This is a genomic window from Rubellimicrobium arenae (assembly GCF_017916275.1).
GTDB lineage: Bacteria > Pseudomonadota > Alphaproteobacteria > Rhodobacterales > Rhodobacteraceae > Rubellimicrobium > Rubellimicrobium arenae.
Window position 1 is genome coordinate 63,640 of the sequence record NZ_JAFMST010000013.1, and the last position, 18,092, is coordinate 81,731.

At 66.1% G+C, this 18,092-nt stretch carries 15 protein-coding genes; 10 read left to right on the plus strand and 5 right to left on the minus strand.

Annotation, left to right across the window (positions count from 1 at the left end):
- Positions 1–66 precede the first annotated feature (66 nt).
- Positions 67–1,284, minus strand: coding sequence for a ScyD/ScyE family protein (locus J3P31_RS18220; protein ID WP_210529944.1), 1,218 nt, complete (start codon positions 1,282–1,284; stop codon positions 67–69).
- Between the two features lie 356 nt (positions 1,285–1,640).
- The gene (locus J3P31_RS18225; protein ID WP_210529945.1) at positions 1,641–3,188 is read right to left on the minus strand and encodes a winged helix-turn-helix domain-containing protein; all 1,548 of its coding nucleotides are present in this window, start codon (positions 3,186–3,188) and stop codon (positions 1,641–1,643) included.
- Positions 3,189–3,752: 564 nt separating this feature from the next.
- Between J3P31_RS18225 and J3P31_RS18230 the strand changes: the two genes are divergently transcribed.
- The 9 genes from J3P31_RS18230 to J3P31_RS18270 all read left to right on the plus strand — a co-directional run bounded on the left by J3P31_RS18230 (position 3,753) and on the right by J3P31_RS18270 (position 13,487).
- Entirely contained in the window at positions 3,753–4,127 is a 375-nt protein-coding gene (locus J3P31_RS18230) for a hypothetical protein (protein ID WP_210529946.1), read from the plus strand.
- Between the two features lie 366 nt (positions 4,128–4,493).
- Positions 4,494–5,414 (plus strand): exosortase-dependent surface protein XDP2, encoded by a 921-nt coding sequence (locus J3P31_RS18235; protein WP_210529947.1) that lies wholly within the window; start codon positions 4,494–4,496, stop codon positions 5,412–5,414.
- A gap of 768 nt (positions 5,415–6,182) precedes the next feature.
- On the plus strand, positions 6,183–7,235 hold the full coding sequence (locus tag J3P31_RS18240; RefSeq protein ID WP_210529948.1) for a LacI family DNA-binding transcriptional regulator: 1,053 nt from the start codon (positions 6,183–6,185) through the stop codon (positions 7,233–7,235).
- Positions 7,236–7,285: 50 nt separating this feature from the next.
- Positions 7,286–8,620, plus strand: coding sequence for an ABC transporter substrate-binding protein (locus J3P31_RS18245; protein WP_210529949.1), 1,335 nt, complete (start codon positions 7,286–7,288; stop codon positions 8,618–8,620).
- A 99-nt stretch (positions 8,621–8,719) separates the two neighbouring features.
- A complete protein-coding gene (locus tag J3P31_RS18250; RefSeq protein ID WP_210529950.1) occupies positions 8,720–9,685 on the plus strand; it encodes a carbohydrate ABC transporter permease in 966 nt (321 codons plus the stop codon).
- Positions 9,678–10,499, plus strand: a complete 822-nt coding sequence (locus J3P31_RS18255; RefSeq protein ID WP_210529951.1) for a carbohydrate ABC transporter permease — start codon at positions 9,678–9,680, stop codon at positions 10,497–10,499. The genes J3P31_RS18250 and J3P31_RS18255 overlap by 8 nt, the downstream gene beginning before the upstream one ends.
- Before the next feature lie 176 nt (positions 10,500–10,675).
- Complete coding sequence (locus J3P31_RS18260; RefSeq protein ID WP_210529952.1) at positions 10,676–11,575, plus strand: sugar phosphate isomerase/epimerase family protein; 900 nt, start codon at positions 10,676–10,678, stop codon at positions 11,573–11,575.
- Positions 11,575–12,675 (plus strand): ABC transporter ATP-binding protein, encoded by a 1,101-nt coding sequence (locus J3P31_RS18265; protein WP_210529953.1) that lies wholly within the window; start codon positions 11,575–11,577, stop codon positions 12,673–12,675. Before J3P31_RS18260 ends, J3P31_RS18265 begins: the two co-directional genes overlap by 1 nt.
- Before the next feature lie 53 nt (positions 12,676–12,728).
- Positions 12,729–13,487 (plus strand): SDR family NAD(P)-dependent oxidoreductase, encoded by a 759-nt coding sequence (locus tag J3P31_RS18270; protein ID WP_210529995.1) that lies wholly within the window; start codon positions 12,729–12,731, stop codon positions 13,485–13,487.
- Positions 13,488–14,056: 569 nt separating this feature from the next.
- Here J3P31_RS18270 and minE read toward each other — a convergent pair.
- From minE to minC, 3 genes are read right to left on the minus strand one after another with little or no spacing between them, the layout of a single operon-like run.
- A complete protein-coding gene (gene minE, locus J3P31_RS18275) occupies positions 14,057–14,341 on the minus strand; it encodes a cell division topological specificity factor MinE (RefSeq protein WP_438270309.1) in 285 nt (94 codons plus the stop codon).
- A gap of 2 nt (positions 14,342–14,343) precedes the next feature.
- The gene (gene minD, locus J3P31_RS18280; RefSeq protein ID WP_210529955.1) at positions 14,344–15,162 is read right to left on the minus strand and encodes a septum site-determining protein MinD; all 819 of its coding nucleotides are present in this window, start codon (positions 15,160–15,162) and stop codon (positions 14,344–14,346) included.
- Positions 15,159–15,935 carry a septum site-determining protein MinC gene (gene minC, locus J3P31_RS18285; RefSeq protein ID WP_368373112.1) on the minus strand — a complete coding sequence of 259 codons (777 nt, stop codon included), beginning with the start codon at positions 15,933–15,935 and terminating at the stop codon, positions 15,159–15,161. Before minC ends, minD begins: the two co-directional genes overlap by 4 nt.
- Positions 15,936–16,745: 810 nt before the next feature.
- Here minC and J3P31_RS18290 point away from each other — a divergent pair.
- Positions 16,746–18,089 (plus strand): ADP-ribosylglycohydrolase family protein, encoded by a 1,344-nt coding sequence (locus J3P31_RS18290; protein ID WP_210529957.1) that lies wholly within the window; start codon positions 16,746–16,748, stop codon positions 18,087–18,089.
- Positions 18,090–18,092: the final 3 nt, after the last annotated feature.

Genomic DNA, 18,092 nt, shown 5'->3' on the forward strand with positions numbered 1-18,092 from the left:
CCGGGCGCGGACATATGGACCTGCGGGACCGGAGCCGGAGCCGCAGGCCCCCGGCCCGCACTTGGGTCAGGCTCGGCCTGATCGCGATCGGGCCACGCGCCGCCAGCCGCCCAGGACCAGGAGCCCACCCGCCAGTAGCGGGAGTGACGCGGGCAGCGGGATGGGCGCGAGTTCGATGACGCTTCCGTCCTCTGCCGAAAAGCCGTTGATGGCCACGTAGACCCTTCCGCGGTCGCCCACGGCCAAGCCCGTCGGGTTGGAAAGGTCGCCGAACAGCAGCTTCGACGTGCCATCCGCAGCGATGGAGTAAAGCGCCCCGGTGGTGCCCGGGTTGAGGAGGCTGTCGCTGTCCAGCTCCAGCGCGTAAAGCGTCCCGTCCGACCCGTAGGCCACGTCGATCAGGTTGGTGAAGCCGCCGGCGATGATCGACAGGGTCCCGCCCTTGAGCGAGTAGATCTGCGCCGCATCCTCGGGGAAGGGGAACCCGGTGAGCTGGCCGAAGACAAGCTCGCCCGTAGGACTGATCGCCGCGCCGGTGGGCACAGCCTGATAGACGGGTGGACCAAAGGGCAGGGGGTTCACGGCCGCAGGCAGGACCGCCTCCATCCCGATCGTGCCTGTTCCGTCCACGGAGAGCACATCGTTGCCGCCCGCATCCGTCACCAGAAATCCGTCGCCATTCGCCACGAGGCTGAAGGGGTTGCTGTCGGGCCCCACCCCGTCGGGATCATTCTCCCCCTCGAAGCCCGCGATGTCCGCCACGTGAGTCGGCGCACCGTCCCGAAGCGAAACCAGTGTCCCCAGAAGGTCGGCCCCCTCCAGCCCGGCGAGCGCCCCCTGCCGCACGGCAGGGTCCGCGCCCAGCCCGATCACCGCATGGAGCGTCCCGTCCGCGCCAAGAGCCACGTCCTGCGCTCCTACCGCGCCCGCCCCTCCCGGCCCGGACAGCGAAGGAAGATCGGTGATGATGCGCTCCTGCGTGCCGTCCTTGTAGCGGCTGACGCCACCGGACAGGCCGTAACCCAGGACAGCGCCGTCCGGACCTTCGATGGTCGCGAGATCGCCACCGCTTCCCGCCTCAGCGACGTAAAGCGCGCCGTCGGCACCGATGGTGAGGCCCCGGGGCGTCGCGAGGTTGCTCATGACCGTTCCCGCAAAGGTCAGCGTCGCCGCCTGGGCCACGACGGGGGCCATGAGGCCTGCCGTCAGAGCAAGAGCGGAAAGGCCCAGTCGTCGCCGGTTCCCCAGGACTCGGCTCAATGGCAGCATCGATGTCGTGTGCATCATCGTCCTCCCGTTTTCTTGACCTTGCGTCATTCTAGATACGGAAACAACGAATGAGAAAGGGGAGGACTGTATCTGTCGTTGGCTCTGAACGGCCGGATGAGCGGAATTCCGTTCCGGCACGAAGCGATCTCCGCCTTGAAACCAGGTCGTGGTCATCCTTGGACCCGCCCTTCGCCTGTATCGACGGCCACTCGCGCCCACTCGGAGACGAACGTCCCGACGGGCCTGGTCTCGGATGTCGCACCGCGAAAGTGCCGCCGTCATCGAGGCTGGCGCCGATCGACAGGGCTGCCCAGTTCCCGGACGCTGCCGGCACGAGAACGGCGTGATCCGGGAATGCCCGTCACTTGGGATCACACGCTCGAGCAATCATCCAGCAGCTGCCACGAGATGTAGGTCGGCGACTGCCGGACCATTCCGGGCGGCAGGGCGTCCTCGAGCTGCTTCATGGTGAGGCGCGGGTTGGCGGCGACCAGCTTGCGGGTCGCGATTGCTTCGTTGACGCGGTCACCCAGCCGACGATGGATGCTCGCGAGGATGCGATAGGCCCACGAGACCTGAGGGGTGCTGGCGATGACCTCGTCGATGATGGCGATGGCCAGGTCGTAGTGTCCCAGCCCGACATGGGAGATCGCAGCCCCGATGAGCATGTTGTAAAGGAGCGGGTCGAGCGGCGAGAGGCGGCGGGCCTGATCGAACTCGGACAGCCCCTCGGCCGGTCGGCCGCTATAGTTGAGAGCCCAACCCAGGCGCATCCGGCCCCAGGCGTTGTTCGGATCGACCTCGATCGCGCGCTGGGCAAAGGCCAGGGCCGGCCGAGGGTCCGGCAAAGTCAGGGAGAATGCCGCGCTGATCGCCACAAGCGTCGGCGGATCATCCTGGGCGCGCGCAGCGGCGCAGTTGGCCAGCACCTTGGCTTCCGCTCGGTCGGCCCCGGCATCCTCGGACCAGAGATAGGCGGGCCGCTGGGCAAGGGCCCAGGCCTTGTAGGCGAGCGCCCGGACATCCTGCCCGTCGATCTCGAGAGCCCGCGAGAGCAGCTGGATCGCTTGGTCGTTCTCGGCTCGCTCGTGCCGCCAGAAATGCGGCAGGGCTCGAAGAACCCAGGCGCGGGCCTCGCCCGAGCCTTCGGTCATCTCGTTGGCCCGGGCGATCTCGGCCCCGCGCAACTTGACCGGCAACTGCCCGGCGACCTGCATCGCGATGCGGTCCTGCACCTCGAACAGATCGTCCAGCCGTTCGTCATAGCGGGCCGACCAGAGCGTGCGGCTCTGCGCGTCCAAAAGGGTGACAGCGATCCGCAAGCGCTCACCGGCCCGCTGGATCGACCCCTCGACCAGATAGTCCGCCCCCAGCACGCGAGCCACGGTCCGGATGTCCGGATCGTCGCGAAGCGCGACGGCGGACTGGCGGGCGATGACGTGGAACTCGCCGACCCGGCTCAGTGCCGAGGTCAGCTCGTCCATGATGCCGTCGGCCAGGGTGTCGAATGGGTCCGCGACCTGGTAGCGGAACGGCAGGACGGTCAGAGTGGGCAGCTTCGACGTCGACAGGGTCGGTCCGGGTTCCTGCGGAACGCCGGAGCCCGGTCCCTCCGTGGCGACGGGCACCGCGAGGCGGAAGCCCCGGCGGGCGACGGTTTCGATGATCCGCTGGGCCTTGCCGTCGTCGCCGGCCGCCCGCCGGGCGGCGTTCATGCGCGCGCTGATGGTGGCGTCCGAGACATGGAGCCCCTTCCAGACGCTGCTCAGACGCAGGTCGTGGGTAACCAGCTCGCCATTCGATTGCGCCAAGCAGACCAGCAGGTCGAAGACCTGCGGTTCGAGATGCAGGGCTTCGCCGTCGCGTTCGAAGATGTGCCGGTCGGTGTCCAGCCGGCAACTCGCGAACCGGTACCTCATCAACCTGCCTCTGCCGAACGCCAGCGTGCCCATCATGGGATGGTCGGGAGCCTAGACGAACAAATGGCAAGATCTCGGAAAGACAATCACAAGGGGGCCTTCATGCGCCAAAATTCGCCGCATGGCAGAATGGGCGAATGTTCCCGTCCTTCGGGGTCCACACTTCATCGGGAAAGGCGCCGCCATGGTTCCTGCCGTCAGGGCCGCCGGCCAGCTATGGTCCGGCTTGGCCAGGTTGTTGATCGTCTGGCCCCCCTTCACGGAGCGCGATCACCCGCACGTCCGTCACCCGGAGTTCGACCGGCCGCAAGGCAATCCGGCGTTGCGGGGGGCTATCGGAAGGATGGACCTGATCGCAACCCGGGGACAAGCTGCGGAATCGACGTCCGAAGCCAGCGCCTCGCCCGGACCCGACGCGCGTCGGCTGGTTGGCTGGGACGGGCACGCGATGGGACGGCAGCACGCGCCTCGGGACAGGGAGCCGCTCCCCATCGCCTGGGCTCAACGGCAGCGAACCTGAGAACGTTCGGCGCGGCCCGCGATACCAGCGTCCGGCAGGCTTTCATGGCGCGCGTCCTGAAATTCCTGACGTTCGAGGGCACGAACTCCGCTCAAGTCGAGCCCTCGCGGGAGTGCGGCGCCAACCTTGGCGAACCGGTGGCCGATTGCATGGCGTGCCAAATCAACTTCGGTGGAAGGGTCTATGCTCCACAGCCATCTGAATGCAGGCGGCGATGTCGTTTCCGGACCTCGCGGCGTATCGGCGCCCGCCAGTTTTGTGCCCGGTCCAAGGATGACGCTTCGGACCATCTGAACGCGCAACCGGAGGCCATGATCTGGCACTGTCGCTGTCCTCACGGCACGGCGGAAGTGCCGCGCGTGGAATCTCCGTTCCATGCGCACATCGCCAACGAGGACACTGCGGTGAAGCTGACCTGACCACGGCAGAACGGGCTACGGCCGGATGCACCGCCTGGAACGCTCGGGCCTGGTCGCAATGCGCCGACTTCGAGGCTGTCCGAGCACGCCTGGAAAGGACCTCGGCCCTGACCGGGTTGCTGCATCCGGCCAAGGCGGGCTCTTCCATGGTCGAACAGGTTTATGATGGCAGCGGAACCAACGGCCATCGAGGGGCAGGGCTGACGACGATGCGCCCGCTCCCGTCCGTGTGACCGGAGCCGCGTCCCCGCCCGGATCGGGCCTCGAAAGGGCCACAATGAGATGTGATCCTAGAGGTTGCGGCGGAGTTTCTTGGCCGCCAGAGGGACATCGATGTTGAACCGTATCACGGCCAGGCCGCTTGCCATGCTGGCCATCGCCACTTTTGCGTATCCCGTCACGGAAGCCTCCGCGACCGTCATTCAGCCGACCGCCGTCACCGTGAGCCGTCCGGCCGGCTCGGCCGCGCCGACCAACAACGGAACCGCCTACAGCGATGACGTGCTGCTCGAGTCCGTCACCTTCGGCTCCGGCACGATCTCGGGTAGCGCATCCTTCAGCGCGGTCCGGCGTTTTGAGGTCCTGACAGGCCGCACCAACATCAATGCTGAATTCGGCGACAACGACACGGCTGCGGATGGCGACCCCAACCCGTTCGTCAAGGCCGGCCTCGTCAGCGCGGGCCAGACGGTCAGCGCGACGCTTCAGGAATCGACCGATCCGGCCATCCAGGACACTGCCCTCCTCAACGTCTTCAACAGCCGCAGCCTCAGCGAGATGTCGGACGGGGAGTCCGGCGCCTTCAGCTTCAAGCTCCTGTTCGAGAACGGGCTGCGCGATGACAATCCGTTCGCCTTCGACGACACGCCGGAGCTCCTCTTCGTCGAGCGCGGCGGCAACGATCCGAACATCCAGATCGAAGCGATCATCGGCGGTACCTTCGAGAACCCCATCTACTCGAGCGCGTACATCTTCGGCAGCACCAGCTTCTGGAAAAGCCCCATCTCCGTCGACACGGTGGAGATCGGAGGCCCGCAAGTCCTGACCTTCGGCGGCATCGATCTCAACGATCTCAAGTTGGGCAGCGATGCGGTCGTGTACGGCCTGCGTGTGACGGCGCTGAATGGGGGAGCCGACCTGAACGGTATGTTCCTGTCGGCGGCCGATCCGAGCCGTTTCCTCAGCCCGCTGGACCAACAGCCCGCCTCCGTGCCGCTTCCGGCGAGCATGCCGCTTCTGCTCTGCGCGACTGGCGCGCTGGCGTTGCTGCGGCGACGGACGTCCTGAAGTACTGGCCGTCGGCCCGCGCCATTCGTGGTGCGGGCCGATGCCCGCCTGATACCGTTCTCTCGGCTGACTGACTAACACCGCCGGTGTGCGATGCTGTCGCTGGCTTCTTCCCTGACCTGTCATTGGGTCGGGGCCCGATGGTTGAGCAGTTACCTCAGGCACAACTGAACGACGCTCAGACCGGTATCCGGCCGACGTCCCAGAGGCATATCCTGCCGCCATCTGCAGGCCGTCTGACTTCCAGCATGACGGGCACGGGCTCTGCCTGTCAGGGCTGCCGGCCGTCATGGTTCAGGGTGTTGTGCAAACGTGGGGGATGCGAGGACGGGCGGAGCTATGAACTCCGGCATGGGCCGCGATACGTCTCCGGGCGCGTCGAGGCTGCGCTCGAGACGTTTCGCCGGCCAGCAGTCCTAAGAAGCACATTGCGGCCCTGTTCAGGATCGATCTAGCGAGAAACACCAGAGGACCTGCCGAGATAAGTCGGCGTCCTGCTGACCAGGCTTGATCGGTGATCGCAGCCGACCAAACGCAGGCGCGTTCAGCCTCTTCTGGTCACCCATTGCCGTCCGGCCGGTCGTCAGATGATCGGCTCGACCCTCCCCCCGTCTATTTGCGGCGGCGTTCTGCCGGGACGGCGGAGGATTGCGACCTCCTGACCGTCGCCTTCGTTCATGCCACGCTTTCAGCTTGACAGCCCCACGAAGACGGTTAATCGTTTTACAAAAATCGATTAACGGAAACAATCGGGGAGGAGCTTGTGCCGTGGCACCACGCGTGGTGACGATGAAGGATGTGGCCCTGCGGGCTGGCGTCTCCACGGCGACGGTGTCCAATGTCCTGACCGGACGGAAGGCCGTTCGGCCGGAACTTCGCGAACTGGTGCAGAAAGCCGTCGAGGAGCTGGATTACCGAACGGATCCCGCTGCATCGTTCCTGCGGAGCGGTCGTTCACGGATCATCGCGGCGGTCGTTCCATCCCTCGAAAACCCATTCTTCGCCAGCATCCTTGCGACCATCGAGCGCCTGAGCCAGCAGGACGGGTACGAGCTCATCGTTGCCAGCTCCGAAGAAAGTCCCGCGATCGAGCGCGCCCGCATACGCTCGCTCGTGCAGTGGAAGCCAGCCGGGTTCGTCGTGCTCCCCAACTCCGCTGACCTGCCAGGGCGGGAGGACATCGAAGCTGCGGGAATCCCCCTCATCGTGGCCGACCGTGAGCCCGAGGGGCCGGCCTGCGATCTGGTCGCCATCGACAACTTCGGTGCTGGCGCCGCTGTGGGGCGGCATCTCATGGATCTTGGCCATCGGTCGCTCGCGGTATGCGCGCCGTTCCTTGCCGTCCGCAACATCCAGGAACGGATCGCTGGCGTAGCCCAGGTCGCGGCTGAGGTGGGGGCGTCCCTGGTCCAGATCGAGACCGGCTCCGGCGGTACCCTGGGGGTTCTCCCCGACAGTGCCGAGGCCAGTCTGTCCGGGGTGACGGCGGTGATCGCCCTGACGAACACGACAACCCTGCAGATCCTGGCCGCCCTGACCCGGGCAGGGCGCAGTGTCCCGGGCAACGTGTCCCTGGTCGGCTTTGACGACTACCCCTGGATGCTGGTGGCACGGCCGTCGGTCACCGCGGTCCGCCAGCCCGTGGGCGCCATGGGCGGATCGATCTGGGCTCGGCTCCAGGAGCGCATCGGTGGTGCCAGCGATCCGCCGTCGCGTCGAACGCATACGGCCGAACTTATCCTGCGGGAATCGACGGCCCCACCATCCGGAGGAGTCCCGGTGCGACCCCGCTCAAGGCGAGCGGCGATTTCGGAGTCCTGACCACACGACAACAGCCACAGAAGGTGGCGCAACCAACGGAGGAGACCCACATGCGAACCACGCTGCTCAAGGCCAGCACGGCCTTAGTTCTCTGCTCCAGTCCCGTCCTCGCCCAGAACACCAACTGGGACGAGGAGCTTGGAGACCTGGCCGGAACGACCCTGGCCATCTCCACCATCACTGACCCGTTCATCGACTCCATGCAGCGGACGGCCCCGAACTTCGAGCAGCTGACCGGCGCCAGCGTGCAGATCGAGGGGTTCGGCTACGACGCGCTCCACGATCGCCAGCTTCTGGGATGCTCTCAGCAGGACGGCTCCACGGACATCCTGGTCATGGACGGGATCTGGATGGGCGAGTTCGTCGAGGCGGGATGCCTCGAACCTCTCGAGGATCGCATCGCCCAGAACGAGGAGCAGATCGCCTGGAGCGACTTCACCGACACGGGGGCCGCCCAGGCCAGCTGGGAGGGCCAGCGCTACTGCATGCCCATCGGCATCTACTACGGGCTGCTGTTCTACCGGACCGACCTTTTCGAGCAGGCCGGCCTGAAGGTTCCCGAGACCTTCGATGAACTCAAGCAGGCTGCGGACTTCTTCACGGACAACCCCGACTTCCCTGGGGTCTATGGCTATGCCATGAACAACCAGCGGGGTGCGGCCGCAGGGCAGCAGTACTTCGAATGGATCTTCTCCGCCGGCGGCAGCCCGTGGGCATCCAACACGCTCGGGGCCGAGGATCCCTATGCGGACCTCACCCCGACAATGAACGACAAGACCTCGGTGGATCTGGTGCAGTTCTTCAAGGACATGACCGCCTACGGCCCCCCGGGGGTGGAAAGCTACGCCTGGGACGAACGCGCGACCGGCTTCGCCAACGGCTCACTGGCCATGATCAACGACTGGTCGGTGCGGGCGCAGATCGCGAACGACCCCTCCACAAGCCAGATCGCCGGCAAGTTCGCGGCTGCCCTGATGCCCCACGCCGAGGGGGCCCAGACCGTGTCGCCGGTCGGCGGGTGGGTGATGTGCCTCAATGCCCATTCCGAGCAGAAGGATGCGGCGTGGGACTTCATCCGTTGGTTCGCGTCCCCCGAGGTGCACCGCCAATATGTTCTGGAAGGCGGCCCGCCGAGCCGGGTTTCCGCCATGCAGGACAAGGAGGTCCAGGCCAAGTATCCCTGGACGGTGCAGTTGGACCAGGCGCGCCAGAACGCTTGGGGTGACGTGCGCCCGCGCCATGCGCTGACCTTCCAGATGATCGACGTGATCGGGACGGAGGTGAACAGGGCCATCATCGGCGAGGTTTCGCCCCAGGAGGCCATGGACAGCGCCAACGAGCAGGTCACGCAGATGCTCAGGCAGAACGGGCTGCTCGCCAACTGATCCTTGCCCTTGTGGTCCGTCGAACGACCTGACGGGCCGCGCGGTCCCTGCCTGCCTTCTCCCAGCAGGCAGGGCCTGCCCCTTCAAAGGAGGACGCGCATGTCTTCGATCGATCCCTTCGTGGAGCGCGGGCCGAAGGCCACCGCTCTTTCGGCTTCGGCGCCCATGAGGCGCCATCAGCCGCGCTTGTGGTCGGGCGACCGCTTCCAGACAGGCCTGTTCCTCTGGCCCACCTGCCTGTTCCTGCTGGTTCTGACGCTTTTCCCGTTCATCTATTCGGTCTGGCTGTCGCTTCACTTCGTGCGGCTGACGGCCCTGCATCGCAAGGTCTGGGCGGGTCTCGACAACTATGCGAGCCTGCTCACCGACCAGATGTTCCTCGCCGCTCTGCGGAACACCGCCCTCCTGGCCGTCTCTTCGATCACGGTCGAGGTCGTCCTGGGCTTCGCGGTCGCCAAGGTCTTCTATGAGCTCGCCAGCCGCAAATGGGTCAACGGCCTGCGTTCAGCCTATCTGGTTCCGATGATGATCACGCCCATCAGCGTCGGCGTCATCGCCAACTATGTCTTCAATCCGCAGCTCGGAGTCATCAACCAGCTTCTGGGGGCCGCTGGCGGCAGTCCGGTGCCATGGTTCGGCGACCCGGTCTGGGCCCGCATCTCGATCCTGCTGATCAGCGTGTGGCAGTGGACCCCGTTCGTGGCCATGCTGATCCTGGCTGGGCTGATGTCCATCCGGAAGGATATCTTGGAAGCGGCCCGGGTCGATGGCGCCCGATGGTGGCATATCCTGTTCCGGATCGAGATCCCGTCGGTCCTGCCCATCATCATGCTCGCCGTGATCCTGCGGTTGATCGAGGTCCTGAGATACTTCGACGTCATCTACATCACGACGCGCGGGGGACCCGGGGATCGCACCATGGTTCTCACGCTGTTCACCTATCAGCAGGATTTCCAGTACTTCCAGGTGGGGACGGGCTCTGCCGCCGCCGTCGTCATCCTCATCCTGTCCATCATCGTGACCACCTTCGCGGTCCGCATCCTTCGGAGGATCGAGAATGCGTAGGAGCCGCATCTCCGACGTCGCCCTCCTGGCGGCGGCCCTGTTCTTCACCCTCATCTCGATCGCGCCGCTCCTCTGGATGGCCTTGGGGGCGTTCAAGACGACCGCGGAGATGATCGCGATCCCGCCGGTCTGGGTCCCCGACTTCACCTACTGGAGCAACTTCGCCACCCTTTTCACCAAGTACTGGCCCAACATCGCGAACTCGCTGATCGTGACCCTGGGGGCGACCCTGCTGGCCATGATCCTGGCTCTGCCTGCCGCCTTCGCGCTGTCCACGATGCGGGTGAGGGGGCGCAACGCAATCGCCGATTGGATCCTTTCCACCCGGATGATGCCTCCGATCGCCGCCGCTGCGCCGTTGTTCATCCTGTTCAGCGCGGTGGGGCTCCTGGGCAGCCTGCCTGCCATGGTCCTGGCCTATGCCGGCTTCAATCTGCCCTTTGCCATCTGGGTCTCCATGTCATTCTTCCGACAGGTTCCGAAGGAGCTCATCGAGGCTGCGCGCCTCGAAGGGTGCAGCTGGTTCCAGGTCCTGACCCGGGTCGCCATCCCGCTCTCGCTGTCCGGGATAGCGACGGTCGCCACGTTCGTGTTCATCTTCGCCTGGAACGAGTTCATGCTCGCGCTTTTCCTGAGCAACCGCGGGAGCCAGACCTTCCCGGTGGTGATCTCCTCGTTCATCGGAACAGGGCGCATCTACTGGGATTACATCGCAGCGGCGACGGTCATCCAGTGCCTTCCGCCGGTTCTCTTCGCCGTCTTCATGCAGCGTCACATCGTGTCCGGCATGACGATGGGTGCGGTCAAGGACTGACGCCGCATGGAGCCGTCCGACCGTGGACCAGGATCCGATCCGCCCGCAAATCGGCCGAGGGGGCTCCGGTCCCGTGTTCCAGTCATCCGAGCCCGGCCCAAGCCGGGCGCAGCATTCGCAGCAGGGCCGGCAACTTGGGCCCGGGCCCGCATCACCCTTCATCAAGGTAGGACGACATGACCAACAAGCTCGGATTGCATGCCAACGTCTGGGTGGCCGGCTGGAGCCGGGACGAGGCCGCCCGCGCCATCGCCAAGACGGCGGAGAGCGGATTCGACCTCATCGAGATCCCGGCTCTTTCACCCGATCGCCTCGATCCCCAGAACACGAGCCGTCTCCTTGCGGAGGCGGGTGTCGGCGCCACGTTGTCCCTGGGCCTCGATGCGGCGACCGACATCTCGTCCGGTGACCCGGGCCGGGTCGCTGCCGGCGAGGCCAAGCTTCTCGACGCCATCTCGGTCGGCCGCGACCTTGGCGTGAGCCACATCTGCGGGATCCTCTACTCGGCGTTCCAGAAATACGACGAGCCGCCCACCGCCGATGGCCTGAAAACCTCGGTCGCCACGATGGCCAAGGTCGCCGACAAGGCGGCCGCCAGCGGCATCACCTTGGGCATGGAGGTCGTGAACCGGTACGAGACGAACCTCATCAACACCGCGGCGCAGGCGGTCGAATACTGCCGTCTGGTCGACGCGCCGAATGTCGGGGTGCATCTCGATGTCTACCACATGCATATCGAGGAGGTGGACCTTGTCGCAGCGATCGAGGAGACCGGCGATCACCTCGTGTACTTCCACACCGGCGACAGCCACCGGGGCTACATGGGGACGGGTTCGGTCGATCTGAAGGGTGCGTTCCGGGCCTTGGCCCGGATTGGCTACCAGGGTCCCATCACCTACGAATCCTTCTCGTCCCGCGTCGTCGGCCAGCCACTGACCGGCATCCTCGGGATCTGGCGGGAAACCTGGGAAAGCGGCGATGACATCGTCGCCCATGCGATGACGTTCACGCGGGCGCAGATGAAAGCCGCCGCCGAGTCGCGTCGCCGCTCCCGTCTGGTCGGAGATGTAGGCTGATGGGAGCCGTCCAGCTTGTTGGCATCAATAAGAGCTTCGGGACGGCCAAGGTCATCGACGACGTGAGCCTCGACATCCGCGATGGCGAGTTCATCGTCTTCGTCGGACCCTCGGGCTGCGGGAAATCGACCCTCCTGCGCCTCATCTCGGGGCTCGAGGAGCCCACGTCGGGTCGCGTTCTGATCGCAGGCCAAGATGTGACGCAGGCCGCGCCCGCCGAGCGTCAGATCTCGATGGTGTTCCAGTCCTATGCGCTCTACCCCCACATGAGCGTTCGCGACAATATCGGCTTTGGGCTCCGCATCGCGGGCTTCAGCCGGGAGGAGACGCGGACCCGCGTGGATGAGGCGGCCCGCATGCTGGAGCTGACGCCCTTGCTCGACCGTCGGCCGCGCGACCTTTCTGGCGGGCAGCGGCAACGGGTGGCGATCGGGCGAGCCATCGTCCGTTCTCCGCAGGCGTTCCTGTTCGACGAGCCTCTCTCGAACCTCGATGCCGCCCTTCGGGTGCAGATGCGGATGGAGATCATCGGCCTCCACCAGTCGCTCGGGCGAACGATGATCTATGTGACCCATGACCAGGTCGAGGCCATGACCATGGCGGACCGGATCGTCGTCCTGAGATCGGGACGCGTCGAACAGTTCGATACGCCGATCACCCTTTATGATCGCCCCGCCAACCGCTTCGTGGCCGGTTTCATCGGCAGTCCCCGCATGAACTTCATTCCGGTCTCCCTGTCCGAAGGGGAGCTGATCGACGCGGGCGGAGGGCGCATCCGCGTGGAGGGACGCAGCCCGGACGAAATGCGTCGGGCCACCGTCCTGGGGGTGCGGCCCGAGCACCTGACCTACGGTTCCGAGGGAGGGGTCTGGTCCGGGCGGATCAGGGTGCTCGAACAGCTCGGCAGTGACGCGTTCCTCCACGTGACGGTCGACGGGCTCGAAGCTCCTCTCGTGGTCCGCGCCAGCGGAGAGCGGCGTCTTCGCGAAGGCGAGGTGGTGAGCCTCTCGCCGCGTCCCGGCACCGTTCATCTCTTCGACCAGGACGACCACGCCATTGGTGCGCCGGACCCGGCCTTCCGTCCCAGTCGTGCCGCCTGAGTTTCGATGGGCCACCTCGATGGCTCTCATGTCAACACAAGATGGATCCAACGATGTATGTGGAACGGCTCTCGCTGACAGGTCGACGCGCGCTTGTGACAGGTGCGGCCAGAGGGATCGGCTTCGCCTGTGCCGACGCTCTGAGCGAGACGGGCGCGGAGGTCCTTCTGGCGGACCTGGATGGTGAAGCTGCGCACCGTGCCGCAGAAGACCTGCGTGGCCGAGGACGGATGGCATCGGGGCACCAGGTTGACGTGACCTCCTCCGTGTCGGTCGAGCGCCTGGTCGAAGAGGTGGGTGCGATCGACATACTCGTGGCGAACGCGGGTATCGGACGGCCTCCTACGCCCGCCGAGGACATTCGCGACGATGACTGGGCGGCGGTGCTGGCGGTCAACCTGGATGGCGTGTTCCGGTGCAATCGCGCCTTCGGTCACCAGATGCTCGCTCGGGGGCGGGGCGCCATCGTGAATCTCGGATCCATGTCGGGCGTCATCGTGAATCGCCCGCAGGGCCAAGCCCATTACAACGCGTCCAAGGCCGCGGTTCACCAGCTGACCAAGAGCCTGGCCGCAGAATGGGCTCCGCGAGGTGTTCGCGTCAACGCTGTGGCCCCGACCTACATCGAGACGCCCCTCACGGCCCACGCCCATGCGACCGGTCTCGCGAAGGACTGGCTTCGGGACACGCCCATGGGGCGGCTGGGCCAAGTCGAGGAAGTTGCCTCGGTCGTCCAGTTCCTCGCCTCGGACGCGGCGAGCCTCATGACAGGAGCCGTGGTTCTCGTGGACGGTGGCCTGACGCTGTGGTGAGGAAGCTCCTGAGGGACGGGAGGTCCAGCCGGAGGCTTGCCAATGAGTGCCGGAGCAGGAGCGTTCTTGGGTACCATCCTCTTGCGGCTCCGGCTCTGGATGGTGTGAATGCGACGATCAATCCGGGACAGCGCCCGCTGCGGACCGTGGCGGGCCGCTTGGCCTCATAGGACTGGCAGGGTGGGACCTCGGGCTGTCCTGAGGTTCCCTCCCAAGACCAACAGCAGCTTCGACGACCCAGGCGCGACTGGGGGCTTCGGTGGCGCTTCGCCGTCTGGAAAGGTCGGCTTGGAGATCGTCCCGTGACCCAAAGCCCACTCCTTGGCGGAATGGTCGGCTCCGGCTCTCTGCGGCAGCAGCCACAACCTTCTGCACCTGCCGCCTCTTGGCCCTCCGGTGCCGCCACGACGGGCCGATCAGCCGGGCGGCCTCACGGGGCACCCCAGATGCGCCGCATCGGTTGCTTGCGGACGCTTGGCCCCGCCTCCCTCGCCGGGAGGCTGAGGCCTCCGCCGTTGACGGCCCGGTCCTCGTGGGACCGGCACCGCCTCGGACCTGTCGGCCAGCGACTATCGGCGGGGACGGACCGGGACGGCCTGGGGGACGGGAAGCTCGATATTGATCTCGAGGCTCGATCGATCGTCGTCCCGCTCCATCCGGATGTCGACGGCATTGCTGTCGACCTGCATGTGCCGCCGGATCACCTCCAGGATGTCACGCTGCAGGATGGGAATGAGGTCATGCGCTGCGGCATCGGCCCGCTCATGCGCGAGGAGGATCTGGAGGCGTTCCTTGGCGGTCTGCGCCGTCTGATCCGTTCGGACCTTACGAGGCCGGAATTGAAAGCCGAAGATGCTCATGCCGTTCTCCGGAACAGCCGCTGGAGGAAACCGGGTCGATCATCTGTATGCAGGCGCATCTCGATCTGCTCGCCGGTGAGCCGGGCGACGGCCTCCTCATAGGCCGTGCCCGCCCGGGATGGCTCATCGAGAACGATGGGCACGCCGACGTTGGAGGCGCGCAGGACCGCGGGGCTTTCCGGAATGACTCCGAGCAGGGGAATCGCGAGGATCTCGAGGACGTCCTCGACGGTCATCATCTCGCCCTTCGAGACCCTTGCCGCGTCGTAGCGGGTCAGCAGCGCATGGGCCTTGACAGGTTCCATGTCGGGCTGCGCCGCCCGGCGGGTCTTGCTGTTGAGCAGGCCGAGAATGCGGTCGCTGTCGCGCACCGAGGACACCTCGGGGTTCGTCACGACAATCGCCTCGTCCGCGAAGTACATGGCGAGCTGAGCGCCCTGCTCGATCCCTGCGGGGCTGTCGCAGATGATGTAGTCGAACTCGGTCTTGAGCTCGTCCAGGACCTTCTCCACGCCATCCCGGGTCAACGCGTCCTTGTCGCGGGTCTGCGACGTGGGAAGGACCCAGAGGTTGTCCAGGCGCTTGTCCTTGATGAGGGCCTGCTTGAGCTTGGCGTCGCCTTGGATGACGTTGATGAAGTCGAAGACGACCCGACGCTCGCAACCCATGATCAGGTCGAGGTTGCGCAGGCCCACGTCGAAGTCGATGACCACCGTCTTGTGGCCACGTTTCGCGAGGCCCGCGCTGATGGCCGCGGAGGTGGTGGTCTTTCCCACTCCGCCCTTGCCGGAGGTCACAACGATGATCTTGCTCACTGGCCGCTCCTGTCTCGATTCTGTGGTGGTCCGAAGGTCTCCACGCAAAGCCGGTCATCGCGCAGGAAGACCTGCACGCCCTGGTTCCTGGCCACGGGGTCCATGGACTCGCTCGTTCGGTAGAGGCCGGCGATGGACAGCAGCTCCGCGTCGAGGCTTTGGCAGAAGATGCGCGCCGTCTCGTCCCCGAAGACCCCCGCCGAGGCGCGGCCCCGGAGCTGGCCGTACACATGGATGTTGCCGGCCGCGATGAGCTCGGCCCCGGAGCTGACCGGCCCCACGACGATCAGGTCGCCAGCCTCCGCCATGACGGTCTGGCCGGAGCGGACGGGGCTTGTTACCAGGCGGTTCGCGGGCTTGACCGGTGCCTGCGCGGCTGCGGGCGTCGGCGCCGCCTCGGCGCCTTTCGGGGGAACGTCCCGGCCAGCTGCGATCGAGATCAGCCCCAGCGTCGCTGCCGTCTCGCGCTGCTCGGGGCTGCCGCCCTGGACCGCAAACACCGAGACCTTGCGGAACCGGAGATGCTCGACCAGTCGGACGAAGTCGTCGGCAACCAGCTGACCCGCTGCGTGCTCCAGGTCGATGACCATGGGAGCATCATTGAAGAACTGCGGCGTCTGCCGGAGTTGCGCATCGAGCTCTGCCAGCATCTGCCGGTCGGCCGGACCCTCGAGCCGGAGGGCAATGGCAGTCAGGAACCGGCCACGGATCTGGTAAGGCCGGACTGTTGTATTGCCGCGCGGTCCGCGGTCTCTGGCATCGTGTTCTGACACGCCGGAACTACTGCTCTTACTCAACTTCGTTTTCGCGCGTTTGGCGCCGCCACTGGCTTTCCGCCTGCCTACTCCCATTGCGGTCCCTGGTCCATCGGAACCGTAGCCTGACGCAGGGTTCAGCGGCCTGTCGCCGGAGCGATCATCGGGCTCTGCCCATCCGGCACGGGACGATGGAGGTTACCCGGCCAACGGCGGATTCCCGAAAAGGTGGGCAAGCACGTCCGATGGGCGCGCCGTCACGTCAGGAAGTTGGGCCGCTCGGGACTCACGACGAACCAGCACGACCGAACTGCCCAGGCGGAGATATCGTGCCGGCTCGTTGGACGGCAGGGAAGGGCGTGATGGTTTCGGCTCCAACCGCCTTCGCAGTCTGGTTCCTGATTGCTACAGCCGCTCTGACATAAGCCGCTGCCCCATCGCCCGACTGGGCTCCGTCCGGTCACGGCTTCGTTTCATGGATAGGGGCCCAAGGCGCACCGGGCGAAAGAAGCTGGGTCCGTGAATGAATAGGCCTGGGGGCACCGGCGGGGCAGGCTGTCCAGCCGTCCGCACCCACCTCCGAACTGACGAACGATCAGAATGGACATGGCGGCGGATCTTTCCGATCTTGATGTTGGCACCCTTTCGAGCGTCACTAACCAGGCGGCGCTTGCGCTGATGACCGGGTGCGGATTGGCGGGGGACGCTGGGCCAGCAACGACCTGCTGGACGGCCCACGGGTCCATGCCGACCTGTTGATCTCTTGATCTGGAGATTTTGATGCGACCTTGGGAGCTTGCTCGTGATCTTCTGCGACAAACCCAGCCCGTGACCCGCAGCGACGAGGAGCAGACATGGGATGCCTCGGGACTCATCGCCGAAGCCGATATGCGGCTCAGGCAGTTCTGGGACAGCCGCGTGCCTGGATCGGCGGCGCCCGAATGCCTGATGGCCGGAGCCCTGCAGTCTCTCGAGAACAAGGGACTGCGACTTGACCCGGCCTGCGACGGACTGCTTGCGGCAGGTCGAGAGGCGGTCGCAGGCGGCGACTTCGAGAGGCTCCACCGTATCGACATGCGGCTGCGGGCTCTGATGCGGGCGGCCACTCCTGACCCCGGTCACAAGTCGCAGAAGACGCTTCGCCATGCCGACTGGGCTGCCTTCGAGGTGGCGGTGGCTTTCCCCTCCGATGAGCCCGTGGATGACGCCACTCTTGCGGATCGGATCCGTGGGGGATGGCTCGGACAGCTCGTTGGTGCTGCGGCCGGAACCGCGCTCGAAGGCTATACGGCCGAAAACCTCGAGCGCGCCTTTGGCCGCATCGACCGGTATGTGCGGCCCCCGAACACCTACAATGACGACATCACCTTCGAGATCGCCTTCCTCGAGGCCTTCGCAGCCAAGGGCCATGCGGTCACCGGCGCCGACATCGCCGAGAACTGGACGGGGATGATCCCTCTGGGCTGGTCGGCCGAGGGAGTCGCTCTTGACGCCATCCGACGTGGTATCCTTCCGCCCGAGAGCGGGCGCGCCGACAACCCCTTCGACGAATGGATCGGCGCCCAGATGCGCGGTGTCATCTGCGGCATGGTGGCCCCGGGTCGGGCCCGCGCCGCCGCACGCCTCGCCTGGACCGATGCCGAAGTGAGCCACACGGGGAACGGCATCCTGGGCGAAGTTTTCAACGCCGTTCTCGCCGCGCGGGCGTTCCACCACTCCGACGCTCGCGCCCTTCTCGACGAAGCGATCGCGCTGGTGCCCGAGGCCACCGAATACGGGCAGGCGATCCGAACCGCCCGGCGCGCCTGCGAAGGCGCGGCGACTTGGCAGGATGCTTGGGCCGCCTGCGATGCCATCTACATCGAATACAACTGGATCCACGTGTTACCCAACGCGGCGGCGCAGGTGATCGGACTGTGGTGGGGCAACGGCGATTTCGATCGGACGCTGGAGGTGATCTGCGGCATCGGCCACGACGTGGATTGCAACGCGGCGCAGATGCTGGGCGTGCTTGGTCTGATGCAGGGCACGGCCGCGATCGCGCCACGCTGGACCGAGCCGCTCCTCCAGGGCGACATCATCACCTACATGCGCCGTCCGGCGGCGATCCCGTTCGACACGCTCGTCGCGATGACGGTCGACGCGGCTCGACGCCACGCGCCAGTGGCCTGAACC

Coding starts and splice junctions, on each gene's coding strand:
- J3P31_RS18265 (WP_210529953.1), top strand. CDS start 11,575: ATGGGAGCCGTCCAGCTTGTTGGCATCAATAAGAGCTTCGGGACGGCC.
- J3P31_RS18230 (WP_210529946.1), top strand. CDS start 3,753: ATGGCGCGCGTCCTGAAATTCCTGACGTTCGAGGGCACGAACTCCGCT.
- J3P31_RS18245 (WP_210529949.1), top strand. CDS start 7,286: ATGCGAACCACGCTGCTCAAGGCCAGCACGGCCTTAGTTCTCTGCTCC.
- J3P31_RS18235 (WP_210529947.1), top strand. CDS start 4,494: ATGCTGGCCATCGCCACTTTTGCGTATCCCGTCACGGAAGCCTCCGCG.
- J3P31_RS18225 (WP_210529945.1), bottom strand. CDS start 3,188: ATGAGGTACCGGTTCGCGAGTTGCCGGCTGGACACCGACCGGCACATC.
- J3P31_RS18260 (WP_210529952.1), top strand. CDS start 10,676: ATGACCAACAAGCTCGGATTGCATGCCAACGTCTGGGTGGCCGGCTGG.
- J3P31_RS18220 (WP_210529944.1), bottom strand. CDS start 1,284: ATGCACACGACATCGATGCTGCCATTGAGCCGAGTCCTGGGGAACCGG.
- J3P31_RS18255 (WP_210529951.1), top strand. CDS start 9,678: ATGCGTAGGAGCCGCATCTCCGACGTCGCCCTCCTGGCGGCGGCCCTG.
- J3P31_RS18250 (WP_210529950.1), top strand. CDS start 8,720: ATGTCTTCGATCGATCCCTTCGTGGAGCGCGGGCCGAAGGCCACCGCT.
- J3P31_RS18270 (WP_210529995.1), top strand. CDS start 12,729: ATGTATGTGGAACGGCTCTCGCTGACAGGTCGACGCGCGCTTGTGACA.